The following is a 12,671-nucleotide window of genomic DNA, read 5'->3' as shown; positions in this document are numbered from 1 at the left end:
GGCTGTGTGCGCTCGTCAGCCTGGCTAAAAACTGCGACGAACTTGCTGTATGGTGCGCGCGTGTCATGGATGACCGAAACCCGCAGCCAACGTCTTTCGAGTCCGCCGTACACCATGAAACCCTTCGCCGCCGTATCGGCTCTACTGCTCCTGGCCCTGAGCCTCAGCGGTTGCATCGGTCCGCCCTTGGCCCTGACACCGCAGACCGAACAGCGTTTGAAAACCGAGGCGCCGATCCGCTTTTTGCTGACCTTCGATGACGGCCCCAGCGCCTCGGGTTTTATGAACCCGAGCCGCTCGGTGATGGCAGACCTGGCAAACAACCCGATACAGCCGGGGATCAAGGCGGTGTTCTTTTTGCAGACCGAGGCGCCCCGCTCCGGCGGCAACCCGCGGGGTCGCAAGACCATGGAGCGCGAATACGCGGCCGGCCATATCCTGGCGTTCCACACCGCGACCCCATGGCACAGCAATCATCGCTCGCAGAACCCGGTGGAACTGGAGCACTACCTCAGCCTCGGCTCGTCGACCCTTGAGTCAATCACCGGCCAGCCGCCCACACTGGTGCGCCCACCCTTCTGGAATTACGACAAACGCACCTTCGCCGCCTACCAGCAACATGGCCTGCACGTATTGCTCACGGACCTGAGCGCGAACGATGGCGTGATCTGGGTATTCAATGGCAGCCCGCGTCGCCGGGAAAACCTGATCCGCCAACTGTCAGTGCTGCGCGAACGCATCGCACGGGGTGAGTTGCCGACGGTGGACGGCGTGATCCCCGTGGTGGTGACCTTCCACGACATCAACCGCTACACCGCCTGGCACTTGAAGGAATACCTGCAGATCCTGATGGACAGCGCGCGCATCAACGGCGTGCCCGTCGCCCAGCAGCCGTTCTATACCGACCGGGCAACCTTGCAGCGGGCGGCCATGGCCCGCACGGTGAAGAACGCCGACGAAGTGGTGCATCTGCCCGGCGTGTGGAACTGGGTGTGGGACGCTGACTCGCATTGAATCTGAACCCGGCTCAAGCACGAAATATCGCGACAGCATTCGACTTTTCCTACTGCGGAACTGCCCTTCTCTTCAAACCAACCAAAAGGCTCTCACAAAGAATGATTGAGGTTTTGGTATGAATATTTCTCCGCACGCGCCTAACCCGATGAACTACACCCGTAGTTCGTTACCGCCATCAGAACCGCCCATTCAGATCCAATACAAAACCCCTGATTCTCGAGCGTTCACCAACGCTTCCCGATATTCTCCCGAGTTCCAACTCGGACAAAAAAATTACATCAACAGCGAAGTCTTGTATCAAGACCAAAACGTAAAGATCTCCCAGGAATATGAATTCTCAGCCAATCAAAACGGCGAAGTGGAAGTAGTGTTCACCGAAATCGTACTGGAAACAGGCAACCGATCAGACACGGTAAAGATCACCGGAGCCCCCGACGGCAAGTTACTCGTCACCGTCAACGGTAAACGCTACCTAATCGAATTGCTCAACCGCCCCGACCTCGAAATAAACCAACCGCTGCACGTCAAGACACACGGTGGCAACGACAGTGTGGTGGTCGCCCCTGAGGTCACCACACCTATCAGGATCAACCTGGGAGATGGCAATGACTACGCCCGTGCCGGAGGCGGCCCCACACAGATCAGGGGCGGATCCGGGGATGACGTTATCCTCCTGGGCAGCGACAACGGGGTTGCATCGGGCGAAGGTGGCAACGACGTATTGGTCGCGGGCACGGGCAGTGGCGCGCTTTATGGCGGTGAAGGAAATGACTGGCTTCTCGCCCTGGACGGACCGCCCGAACGTGTGATGCATATGGACGCTGGTAAGGGAAACGATTCCATAATTTCCAAAAGCGGCCACTCGGTAATACACGGTAACGGCGGTAAAAATCGGATCACCACGCTGGGCAGTGCCGTCATCTATACCGGCAGGGACAAAAACAATGTCAACGCCTACCACGACAACACCGTTATTTACGCCAAACCTTCAGATAACGTGACCCGCACGAGCCACTCACGCAGGTTTGACGTACATCCCAGCGACGCTGGCAAAACAGGTTATTCAGTCGTGGGCTCCACCGAATTCAAAGAGCGCGTGGAAGACGACCTGGAGCTCTTGAGAATGTCGCCTACCGGCCAACAAGGCTTGAAGAAGGCTGACGAACTGGCCCGACAGAACAACGCGCCCATCACCATTCGTGAGTTGAACACCCGAGACGACATGAACTATGCCTTTAACAACAAAGCGATCCAGGAGTATCTTGAGAAAGGCGGCGATGTCAATTCACTGACACCTTCAGAGCTGGGTTTTATAACGGATGGTAAACCCGGAGCCACTGCTGACCGTGGAACGATTATCTACAACCCTTCCCTTGCGTCCAACGTCGGTAACCCAATCATCGGCCTTTATCATGAAATGGCCCACGCGTTTAATGGTGCCACCGGCACTTCGTTACCGGGCTCAACCGCGCTGGATCCGTATGAAAAACACGTTGAGGAAGACCTTGAGCGTCAGGCAATTGGCCTGCCAACGGTAGCTGACCCCTTCGACTTTGACGGGGATCCTGAGACCCCGCCGACCACCACCAACCCACGGCCATTCACCGAAAACGGCCTGAGACAAGAAATGCGTGTTCCATTACGAAAAAGCGTCGACGAGAAACCGTAGACCTGACCCCATGAATTAAGGAGCAGGCGCAAATCACGCCTGTTCCCGCGACTCAACCCCCAGTTCATCCCACACCGACTCGGCCAGGTGAAACGTCGCATTGGCCGCCGGGACCCCGCAATAGATCGCGCTCTGCATCAGCACTTCCTTGATTTCGGCACGGGTCACGCCGTTACTCGCGGCGGCCCGCAGGTGCAGCTTCAGCTCTTCACTGCGGTTCATGCCGATGAGCATGGCGATGGTGATCAGGCTGCGGGTATGCCGCGGCAGCCCCGGGCGGGTCCAGATATCACCCCAGGCGTGGCGGGTGATCATTTCCTGGAACTCGCTGTTGAACTCGGTCAGGGCGTTGAGGCTGCGGTCGACGTGGGCGTCGCCCAGCACTTCGCGGCGCACTTGCAGGCCGTCGGCATAACGTTGTTTCTCGTCCACAAAAAGCTCCTCATGCAACTTTTGACAACAGGCACATAACCTGTGGCGAGGGAGCTTGCTCCCGTTGGGTCACACAGCGGCCCCAGTGAGGCCGCTGCAGGGTTTTACAAATAGTTGGGTTGCAGCTGCTCAGGGGCTGCTACGCAGCCCAACGGGAGCAAGCTCCCTCACCACAGGGTTCAGCGATACTCAGCGGGCGAGCAGAAATTTCAGCACACGGTCGCTGAACGCCGCACCGGCCTGTACGTTGGACAGGTGCGCGGCGTAGAACTCGGCGTACTCGGCGCCTTTCACGTGCTCCTGGATAAAGTGCCCGCCAGAAGGCGGTGTGACCGCATCTTCAGTGCCGGCAATCACCAGGGTCGGCACCTTGATCGACGACACTTGTTCACGGTAATCCGCGTCTCGCACGGCCGCGCAGTTTGCGGCATAACCCTGGGGATTGGTCGCTGCCAGCATGTCGGTGATCAGCGTGGCCTGGTCAGGGTGAGCCTCGGCAAAGTCGGCAGTGAACCAGCGCGCGATCGATGCGTCACGCAGGGCCACCATCGCTGCCGCACCGTCGCGCAGGACCATCTCGATGCGCGGGTTCCAGATCTCGGGCGTGCCGATTTTGGCTGCGGTGTTGCACACCACCAACCGATGCAAACGCTCACCCGCATGGATGCCCAGCCACTGGCCGATCAGGCCGCCCATGGACAACCCGCAGAAATGCGCGCGCTCGATTTCCAGTGCATCCAGCAGCGCCAGTACGTCACGGCCCAACTGCTCGATGCTGTAGGGGCCTTCGGTGACCAGGGATTTGCCGTGGCCGCGGGTGTCGAAACGCAGCACCCGGAAGTACTGGGTGAACGCCTCGATCTGGATGTCCCACATGTGCAGGTCGGTGCCCAGGGAGTTGGACAACACCAGTACCGGTGCGTCTTCGGGGCCATCAAGTTGGTAGTTCAGTTCGCCATCGGCGAGTTGTACACATCCCACAGCAGCCTCCTCAGGCAATCAAAGCAAAATGTTCGGCCACGGCCCGGGTAACCCAGGTGTGTGCCTGGCCCAGGTAGTGCGCCGGGTCCAGCAGGCGATCGAGTTCGGCCGCCGAAAGCTCGGCAGTCACTTGGGGTTCATCCCCCAGCACCGCCCGCAGGTGGCGCCCGTCGGCGACGGCGCGTTTGCAGCATTGTTCCAGCAGATGGTGCGCGGTCTCGCGGCCCAGGCGTTGGGCGAGGACGATGCTGACCGCTTCAGCCAGTACCAGGCCTTGGGTCAGGTCCAGATTCTGGGCCATGCGCCCGGGGTCGACTTCCAGACCTTCACTTACCAGCAACGCCTGGTGCAACGCACCGGATACCAGCCGGCAAATTTCCGGCAAGGTTTCCCATTCGGCATGCCACAAGCCCAGGCTGCGTTCGTGCTCCTGGGGCATGGCGCTGAACATCGTCGCCACCAGGCCCGGCACGCGGGTGGCGGCGCTGATCAGCACGGCGGCGCCCACCGGGTTGCGTTTGTGGGGCATGGTCGAGGAGCCGCCTTTGCCCGGTGCCGACGGTTCGAACACTTCCGCCGCTTCGGTCTGCATCAGCAGGCTGATGTCGCGGCCCAGCTTGCCGAGGCTGCCGGCGATCAAACCGAGCACCGAGGCAAACTCCACCAGGCGATCGCGCTGGGTGTGCCAGGGTTGTTCCGGCAGGCCCAGTTGCAACTCCGCCGCCAGCGCTTGTGCCACCGGCATCGCCTGTTCGCCAAGGGCTGCCAGGGTTCCCGAAGCACCGCCAAATTGCAGCACCAGCAAACGCGGCTTGAGCTCACTCAGGCGCTGCCGACTGCGGGTGACCGCGCCGAGCCAGCCGGCGATCTTCATGCCCAGGGTGACCGGTGTTGCATGCTGCAACCAGGTGCGGCCAGCCAAGGGGGTTGTCCCATAGCGTTGGGCCTGCGCGGCCAGGATCTCGCCCAACCGTGCCAGGTCATGTTCGATCAGCTCGACGGCGCTGCGCAGTTGCAGCACCAGGCCGGTGTCCATCACATCCTGGCTGGTCGCGCCCAGATGCACATAACGCTCGGCGCCGGCATCTTCGCCGGCGATCAATTTGCCAAGGGCCTTGACCAACGGAATCGCCGAATTGCCCGCCGTGGCAATTGCCTCGCCGAGGGCATCCACGTCGTAGAGAGAAGCCAGGCAGGCCTGGGCAATCGGCGCGACGGCCGCTTGCGGGATCAACCCGACCTGGGCCTCGGCCCGGGCCAGTGCCGCTTCGAAATCCAGCATGCCCTGCAAGCGCCCTTGGTCGCAGAACACTTCGGCCATGCTGTTGGCAGTGAAGTAGGCGTCGAACAGTTGGTTGCTCGTGCGCATCGTCATAAAACATCCCTAGGTGGCGCATACCCGACAATGGGCATGCGCCAGCCGGTTACAGATCGTGGTGCAAGTACGCCGCCTCTTTGGGCAAGCGCAAGCTGAACAGGAAAGCCACCGCCATCATCGCCGTGACGTACCAGTAGAAGGTGTTCTCCATACCCATGGACTTGAGACCCAAGGCCACGTATTCCGCCGAACCACCGAAGATCGCATTCGCCACCGCATACGCCAGGCCCACGCCCAGTGCACGCACTTGTGGCGGGAACATCTCGGCTTTCACCAGGCCGCTGATGGAGGTGTAGAAGCTCACGATGGCCAGGGCCAGGGTGATCAGCACAAAGGCCAGGAACGGACTGCTGACGGTTTTCAGGGTCAACAGGATCGGCACAGTGCACAGCGTGCCCAGGGCACCGAACCACAGCATCGAGTTACGGCGGCCAATCTTGTCCGCCAGCATGCCGAACACCGGCTGCATGCACATGTAGAAGAACAGCGCGCCGGTCATGATGTAGCTGGCGGTCTTGGCGTGCATCCCGGCGGTGTTCACCAAGTACTTCTGCATGTAGGTGGTGAACGTGTAGAAAATCAGCGAACCGCCGGCGGTGTAACCGAGCACGGTGATAAACGCGGCCTTGTGATCGCGGAACAGCGCGGCAATGCTGCCGGCGTCCTTGTCTTCACGCATTTCCTTGCTGGTGGTTTCTTTCAGGGTACGACGCAGCAACAGCGAGATCACCGCCGCAATGGCGCCGATCACAAACGGAATCCGCCAGCCCCAGGCCCGCAGTTCATCTTCGGTGAGGATCTGTTGCAGGATCACCACCACCAACACCGCCAGCAGTTGCCCGCCGATCAGGGTCACGTACTGGAACGAAGCAAAGAAGCCGCGCTGGCCCTTGAGGGCCACTTCACTCATGTAGGTAGCGGTAGTGCCGTATTCACCGCCTACCGACAGGCCCTGGAACAGCCGCGCGACCAGGAGCAAGGCCGGGGCCCAGGCGCCGATGTCTTTGTAGGTGGGCAAAAAGGCGATGACCAGGGAGCCGGCGCACATCATCAGCACCGAGATCATCATCGAATTCTTGCGACCATGTTTATCCGCGACCCGGCCGAACAGCCAGCCGCCGATGGGGCGCATCAGGAAGCCGGCGGCGAACACACCGGCGGTGTTGAGCAGTTGCACGGTGGGGTCGTCCGACGGGAAAAACGCCGGGGCAAAATAGATGGCGCAGAAGGCATAGACGTAGAAGTCGAACCATTCGACGAGATTGCCGGAAGAGGCACCGACAATCGCAAAGATCCTTTTGCTGCGTTCTTCTCCGGTGTAGTGGCTGGTTTTTGTTGTCATGTTTTTTCACTCAGTGGGAACGGTTATAGCCTAGACATACTTTGCAACAACCATGTTCCGCAAGCAGACTTTTGCATATTTGTTGCCTGGGCCGGCCTCATCGCGGGCAAGCCCGGCTCCCACATTTGGAATGCATTCCCCTGTGGGAGCTGGCTTGCCGGCGATAAATCCCCAGCCAACTCAATAATCGAAGAACACCGTCTCTTCGTCTGTGCCCTGCAAAATCACATTCCACTGATACACACCCGTCGCATCCGCCTTGGCGATCAACGTGCGCCGGCGTTCTTGCGGTACACACGCCAGCAGCGCGTCATCCCCATTCGCCGCCTCACCGTCAAAGTAAATCCGCGTCAGCAGGTGCTTCACCAACCCACGGGCAAATACCAGCACCACCAGATGCGGCGCCTGGGTCGTGCCCTTCAACCCCGGCACACTGCCCGGCTTGATGGTGGTAAACCTAAAACGCCCTTCGGCATCCACCGGCACCCGGCCAAAGCCTTCGAAGTTCGGGTCCACCGGCTTGTCCTGCTCATCTTCAGGATGGTCGTACTTGCCGGCCGCATTCGCCTGCCAGACTTCCAGCATGGCGTCGTTGACCACATCGCCGTTGCCATCCACCACCTGCCCGGTGATCGCCACGCGCTCACCAAGGGTTGCGGCAACGGTGAGGTCTTCGCGGTTCAGCCAGGTCAGGCCGATGTGGTAATACGGCCCGACGGTGTGGGAAGTAGTCGCGTTGAGGCTCATCTCATTTCTCCATCGGCGTGGCGTCGCGGCCGCGCAGGACGATGTCCCAGCGGTAGCCGAGGGCATAGTGCGGAATGGTTTTTTCCAGGTCGAAACTGGCGATCAGGCGTTCCTTGGCGGAGGTGTCCGGGACGCAGTTGTAGATCGGGTCGTACGCCAGCAACGGGTCGCCGGGGAAGTACATCTGCGTCACCAACCGCGTCAGCACACTCGGGCCGAACAGCGAGAAGTGGATGTGCGCCGGGCGCCACGCGTTGTGGTGGTTGCCCCATGGGTAGGCGCCGGGCTTGATGGTCTGGAACTGGTACCAGCCGTCAGCGTCGGTGACGGTACGCCCGGTGCCGGTGAAGTTCGGGTCCAGCGGCGCGTCGTGCAGGTCGCGCTTGTGGTTGTAGCGGCCGGCGGCGTTGGCCTGCCAGATTTCCACGAGGATGCCAGGCACGGGCAAGCCGTTTTCATCCAGCACGCGCCCGTGAATGATGATGCGTTCGCCCTGGGGCTCGCCTTCATGCTGGGCGGTCAGGTCGTTGTCCTTCTCGTTGATGCGCTCGGCGCCGATGGTCGGGCCGGTGATTTCCGACAGGGAATGGGGCAGGAACACCAACGGCTTGGACGGCGAACGCAGGTTCGTCGACTGGTAGGCCGGGTGCAGGTAATCAGGCTGAGTACCCGCTTGCGGGCGCCGGTATCCGGGCTTGTCACTCATGGAGCAATCCTCTTTATTCTTGTGGGTCTCAAACACGTTCGATCGCCAGGGCCAGGCCTTGGCCAACACCGACACACATGGTCGCCAGGCCTTTGCTGCCGCCGGTTTTTTCCAACTGATGCAGGGCGGTCAGTACCAGGCGTGCGCCACTCATGCCCAGCGGATGGCCGAGGGCAATGGCGCCGCCGTTCGGGTTGACCTGCGGTGCGTCGTCGGCAATCCCCAGTTCGCGCAGCACGGCCAGGCCCTGGCTGGCGAAGGCTTCGTTGAGTTCGATCACATCGAAATCGGTGACTGCCAGGCCCAGGCGTTCTACCAGTTTGCGCACCGCCGGCACCGGGCCGATGCCCATGACGCGAGGCGCCACCCCGGCGCTGGCCATGCCCAGCACACGAGCGCGGGCAGTCAGGCCATGTTTTTTGACGGCTTCCGCAGAGGCCAGGATCAGCGCTGCGGCGCCGTCGTTCACACCCGAGGCGTTGCCCGCAGTGACCGTCTTGTCAGGGCCGTTGACCGGCTTGAGTTTGGCCAGGGCCTCCAAAGTGGTATCGGCCCGCGGGTGCTCGTCGTGCTCGACCAGGGTTTCGCCTTTTTTATGGGCGACACGCACCGGCACGATTTCTTCAGCAAAAAAGCCGGCAGCCTGTGCAACAGCGGTACGTTGCTGGCTGCGCAGGGCGAAGGCGTCCTGATCGGCGCGGGACACGTTGTAATCGTCGGCCACGTTGTCGGCCGTTTGCGGCATAGGGTCCACGCCGTATTGGGCCTTCATCAGCGGGTTGATAAAACGCCAGCCGATGGTGGTGTCTTCCAGCTTCATGTTGCGCGAGAACGCCGCATCGGCCTTGCCCATCACAAACGGTGCGCGGGACATCGACTCAACGCCACCGGCAATCGCCAGCTCCATTTCACCGCTGGCGATGGCGCGGAAAGCCGTGCCGATGGCGTCCATGCCCGAAGCGCACAGGCGGTTCAGGGTGACGCCGGGAATGCTTTGCGCAAGGCCCGCCAGCAATGCTGCCATGCGCGCCACGTTGCGGTTGTCTTCGCCGGCCTGGTTGGCGCAGCCGAGGAACACTTCATCCACCGCGTTCCAGTCCACCGATGGGTTGCGTTCCATCAGCGCCTTGATCGGCAGTGCCGCCAGGTCATCGGCACGCACGGTGGACAAGCCACCGCCAAAACGGCCGATGGGGGTACGAATGGCGTCACAGATAAATACGTCGCGCATCAGGCTTCTCCGGGGGCTTGGCCGTGGGCCGCCGCCGTGCGTGCCTCAAGGTCGCGCAGGGCGGTCAGTTCAATCTCGGTAGGTTCGGCGCTGGTGCTCACCTGGTCGGCAAAACGAATCGCCCAACCAGTTGCGGCCACCACTTGCTCACGGGTTACGCCGGGGTGCAGGGCGGTGACGACAAACTCGTGGCTGCCCTCCTCCGGTTCCATGATGCACAGGTCGGTAATGATGCCTACCGGACCGGCCCCTGGCAGCCCCAGGCGTTTACGCGAGTCGCCGCCTTCGCCGTGGCCTACCGAGGTGATGAAATCCAGTTTGTCGACAAACGAACGCGCCGACTGCTTGAGGATGATCAGCACGCTCTTGGCGGAGCCGGCGATCTCCGGCGCGCCACCGGCACCCGGCAGGCGCACTTTGGGCTGGTGATAGTCACCGACCACGGTGGTGTTGATGTTGCCGAAGCGGTCGACCTGGGCCGCACCCAGGAAGCCGACGTCAATGCGCCCGCCCTGCAGCCAGTAGCGAAAAATCTCACCCGTTGGCACCACGGTGTCAGCGGTTTCCGCCAGCTCGCCGTCGCCGATGGACAGCGGCAGCACGGATGGCTTGGCGCCAATCGGGCCGGACTCGTAGATCAGCACCACATCCGGCGACGACGTCAGGCGCGCCAGGTTGGCGGCCTTGGAAGGCAGGCCGATGCCGACGAAGCACACCGAACCGTTCTTCAGGCGGCGCGCGGCGGCGACAGTCATCATTTCATTGGTGGAGTAAGCCATTATTTGGCCTCCTGCGCGGTGGCCAGCTTGGCCTGGAATTCACTGAAGTTGGCGGTGCCGTGGATGTATTCGTTGATCCACGCAGTAAACGTCTCACGGTCCCGGGCGATCGGGTCCCAGGCCTGGTAGAAGCGGTTGTCACGCTCGGTGTAACCGTGGGCGTAGGACGGATGCGCGCCACCCGGCACATGACACACGGCAGTCAGGGCCCAGGTCGGCAGGACGCAGGCGTTCATCGGTGCGTTGAGGTCATCGACAATTTCTTCGACGGTGACGATGCAGCGCTTGGCCGCCAGGGCGGCTTCTTTCTGCACGCCGAGAATGCCCCAGAGCAACACGTTGCCCTTGCGGTCAGCCTTTTGTGCGTGGATCACGGTGATGTCCGGGCGCACCGATGGCACGGCGGCCAGCACTTCGCCGGTGAAGGGGCAGGTCACGGTCTTGATCAGCGGATTGACCTTGGGCAGGTCGGAACCGGCGTAGGCCCGCAGCACCGCGAATGGCAGGCCGGACGCACCGGCGACGTAGGCATTGGCCAGGTCGGCGTGGCTGTGTTCTTCGATCTCCAGGGGTTGCGGCCATTGCTTTTCAACCGCGTCCCGCAGGCGATGCAGGGAGCCCACGCCCGGGTTGCCGCCCCAGGAGAAAATCAGCTTGCGTGCACAGCCGGCACCGATCAACTGGTCGTAGATCAGGTCAGGCGTCATGCGCACCAGCGTCAGGTCTTTCTTGCCCTGACGAATGATTTCATGACCCGCCGCCGTAGGGATCAGGTGAGTAAAGCCTTCCAGTGCAACGGTGTCACCGTCATTCACGAACTGCTTTACTGCATCAGCCAGCGAAAGGATTTCAGCCATGGGGTTGGGCTCCCGGTATCGATCGAAAAAGGCGCTGGGGGGCAGCGCCGAAGTGCTTGAAGATTAAGCCGGGGGTCGGGGCCAAACAATCCGATAATCGACTGAGTGTTCGATTATCGAACGGATTGTTGTCTTGCTATCGGTCCGCTTCAGGTGGCGTCCGCATGGCTGACCATGCCCTTGATCACCACCGCGGTGGTGGCCAATGCCGCGGGTATCACCAGGGCCGTCAGCACCTGTTCGAAGTTCCAGCCCAGGCCCAGCAAGGTTGCGCCCATCCATGCGCCGAGGATCGCGCCAAAACGGCCGATGCCGAGCATCCACGACACGCCGGTGGCACGGCCCTGGGTCGGGTAGAAGCGTGCGGCCAACGACGGCATCGCCGATTGCGCACCGTTGACGCACATGCCAGCGATCAGCACCAGGGTCGCCAGCAGCGTGATATTGCCCAGGCTCTGCCCCACCGCGTAGGCAAACACCCCGGCCAGCAGGTAGAAGGTGCCGATGACCTTGTGGGGATTGAACCGGTCCATCGCCCAGCCCACCCCGACTGCGCTTAGCACGCCGCCGAACTGGAACAATGCACCGATAAATGCGGCCTGTTCCATGCTGGCGCCGCTGTCGCGCATCAGGGTCGGCAGCCAACTGGTCAGCAGGTAAACAATCACCAGGCCCATGAAATAAGTCAGCCACAACAACAAGGTGCCGGCGCTGTAGGTGCCAGAGAAGATCACCGCGAACACGTTGCGCGCCTTGACGGTTTTTTGCTCGGGTACGCTGAAGCTTGAGGCTTGGGCGACGATGCCGGGTTCGATGGGCGCGAGGGTCTTGCGCACCTTGTCGGTGCCGCGATTGCGCACCACCAGGTAACGCGCCGACTCCGGCAGCCAGAACAGCAACACCACCGCGAGGATCAACGGCAAGATGCCACCGATCATCAGCAGGCTGTGCCAGCCAAAGGCCGGGATCAACTTGGCCGAGATAAACCCACCACCGGCCATGCCCAGGTTGAAGCCGCAAAACATGCTGGTCACCAGCAGCGACTTATGGCGCTCCGGGGTGTATTCGGAGAGCAGCGTCGTGGCGTTCGGCATGCCGGCGCCCAGGCCCAGGCCGGTGAGGAAACGCAGGATCAGCAGTTGATCGACGTTACTGCTGTAGGCCGATGCCAGGCTGAAGGCACCAAACACCAACACCGCCCCCACCAGCACCACCTTGCGCCCGAAGCGGTCGGCGAGTGGGCCGGAGCCGAGGGCGCCAAAGACCATGCCGATCAACGCGGCGCTCATCACCGGGCCGAGGCTGGCGCGGTCGATGCCCCAGTCCTGGGACAACGCCGGGGCGATAAAACCCATGGCAGCCGTGTCGAGGCCGTCGAGGAAGACGATGAGAAAACACAGGATCACCACCCGCCACTGATACCGCGACAGCGGCTGGGCGTTGATGAAGGACTGAACGTCCAGGCAAGTACCGACAGCAGGTGAAGGCTGATTCATTATTTTTATTTCCACACCGATGGGCGGGCGAACGAC

The 12,671-nt window shown here is 61.7% G+C and carries 12 protein-coding genes; 2 read left to right on the top strand and 10 right to left on the bottom strand.

Annotation, left to right across the window (positions count from 1 at the left end):
- Positions 1 to 114: 114 nt before the first annotated feature.
- Both LIY45_RS00125 and LIY45_RS00120 read left to right on the top strand, forming a co-directional pair.
- Positions 115 to 1,014 (top strand): polysaccharide deacetylase family protein, encoded by a 900-nt coding sequence (locus LIY45_RS00125; RefSeq protein ID WP_226475252.1) that lies wholly within the window; start codon positions 115 to 117, stop codon positions 1,012 to 1,014.
- Between the two features lie 118 nt (positions 1,015 to 1,132).
- Positions 1,133 to 2,686 carry a M91 family zinc metallopeptidase gene (locus LIY45_RS00120; protein WP_226474923.1) on the top strand — a complete coding sequence of 518 codons (1,554 nt, stop codon included), beginning with the start codon at positions 1,133 to 1,135 and terminating at the stop codon, positions 2,684 to 2,686.
- A 33-nt stretch (positions 2,687 to 2,719) separates the two neighbouring features.
- On the opposite strand, the gene pcaC is transcribed toward LIY45_RS00120, so the two are convergent.
- The 10 genes from pcaC to LIY45_RS00070 all read right to left on the bottom strand — a co-directional run bounded on the left by pcaC (position 2,720) and on the right by LIY45_RS00070 (position 12,635).
- Positions 2,720 to 3,118: a 4-carboxymuconolactone decarboxylase gene (gene pcaC / locus LIY45_RS00115; protein ID WP_226474922.1), complete on the bottom strand. Its 399-nt coding sequence runs from the start codon at positions 3,116 to 3,118 to the stop codon at positions 2,720 to 2,722.
- Between the two features lie 189 nt (positions 3,119 to 3,307).
- Positions 3,308 to 4,099: a 3-oxoadipate enol-lactonase gene (pcaD, locus tag LIY45_RS00110; protein WP_226474921.1), complete on the bottom strand. Its 792-nt coding sequence runs from the start codon at positions 4,097 to 4,099 to the stop codon at positions 3,308 to 3,310.
- Positions 4,100 to 4,109: 10 nt separating this feature from the next.
- Positions 4,110 to 5,474, bottom strand: coding sequence for a 3-carboxy-cis,cis-muconate cycloisomerase (locus LIY45_RS00105; protein WP_226474920.1), 1,365 nt, complete (start codon positions 5,472 to 5,474; stop codon positions 4,110 to 4,112).
- Positions 5,475 to 5,523: 49 nt separating this feature from the next.
- Positions 5,524 to 6,819: an MFS family transporter gene (locus LIY45_RS00100; RefSeq protein WP_063032788.1), complete on the bottom strand. Its 1,296-nt coding sequence runs from the start codon at positions 6,817 to 6,819 to the stop codon at positions 5,524 to 5,526.
- 180 nt (positions 6,820 to 6,999) lie between these two features.
- Entirely contained in the window at positions 7,000 to 7,566 is a 567-nt protein-coding gene (gene pcaG / locus LIY45_RS00095) for a protocatechuate 3,4-dioxygenase subunit alpha (RefSeq protein ID WP_017479339.1), read from the bottom strand.
- Between the two features lies 1 nt (position 7,567).
- On the bottom strand, positions 7,568 to 8,272 hold the full coding sequence (pcaH, locus tag LIY45_RS00090) for a protocatechuate 3,4-dioxygenase subunit beta (RefSeq protein WP_017479340.1): 705 nt from the start codon (positions 8,270 to 8,272) through the stop codon (positions 7,568 to 7,570).
- Between the two features lie 28 nt (positions 8,273 to 8,300).
- Entirely contained in the window at positions 8,301 to 9,506 is a 1,206-nt protein-coding gene (gene pcaF, locus LIY45_RS00085; protein ID WP_275948692.1) for a 3-oxoadipyl-CoA thiolase, read from the bottom strand.
- Positions 9,503 to 10,285: a CoA-transferase subunit beta gene (locus LIY45_RS00080; RefSeq protein WP_226475251.1), complete on the bottom strand. Its 783-nt coding sequence runs from the start codon at positions 10,283 to 10,285 to the stop codon at positions 9,503 to 9,505. The genes pcaF and LIY45_RS00080 overlap by 4 nt, the downstream gene beginning before the upstream one ends.
- Entirely contained in the window at positions 10,282 to 11,139 is an 858-nt protein-coding gene (locus tag LIY45_RS00075) for a CoA transferase subunit A (protein WP_003219830.1), read from the bottom strand. The genes LIY45_RS00080 and LIY45_RS00075 overlap by 4 nt, the downstream gene beginning before the upstream one ends.
- A 149-nt stretch (positions 11,140 to 11,288) precedes the next feature.
- The gene (locus LIY45_RS00070) at positions 11,289 to 12,635 is read right to left on the bottom strand and encodes an MFS transporter (RefSeq protein WP_226474918.1); all 1,347 of its coding nucleotides are present in this window, start codon (positions 12,633 to 12,635) and stop codon (positions 11,289 to 11,291) included.
- Positions 12,636 to 12,671: the final 36 nt, after the last annotated feature.

Origin of the sequence: Pseudomonas sp. MWU16-30323, assembly GCF_020515595.1 — a bacterium.
Lineage (GTDB): Bacteria > Pseudomonadota > Gammaproteobacteria > Pseudomonadales > Pseudomonadaceae > Aquipseudomonas > Aquipseudomonas yamanorum.
This window is presented reverse-complemented; position numbering and strand designations above follow the sequence as displayed.

Bases quoted from the DNA above. Each gene is read 5' to 3' on its own strand.
- LIY45_RS00125 (WP_226475252.1), top strand. From the start codon at position 115: ATGAAACCCTTCGCCGCCGTATCGGCTCTACTGCTCCTGGCCCTGAGC.
- LIY45_RS00120 (WP_226474923.1), top strand. From the start codon at position 1,133: ATGAATATTTCTCCGCACGCGCCTAACCCGATGAACTACACCCGTAGT.
- LIY45_RS00105 (WP_226474920.1), bottom strand. From the start codon at position 5,474: ATGACGATGCGCACGAGCAACCAACTGTTCGACGCCTACTTCACTGCC.
- LIY45_RS00100 (WP_063032788.1), bottom strand. From the start codon at position 6,819: ATGACAACAAAAACCAGCCACTACACCGGAGAAGAACGCAGCAAAAGG.
- pcaG (WP_017479339.1), bottom strand. From the start codon at position 7,566: ATGAGCCTCAACGCGACTACTTCCCACACCGTCGGGCCGTATTACCAC.
- pcaH (WP_017479340.1), bottom strand. From the start codon at position 8,272: ATGAGTGACAAGCCCGGATACCGGCGCCCGCAAGCGGGTACTCAGCCT.
- LIY45_RS00075 (WP_003219830.1), bottom strand. From the start codon at position 11,139: ATGGCTGAAATCCTTTCGCTGGCTGATGCAGTAAAGCAGTTCGTGAAT.
- LIY45_RS00070 (WP_226474918.1), bottom strand. From the start codon at position 12,635: ATGAATCAGCCTTCACCTGCTGTCGGTACTTGCCTGGACGTTCAGTCC.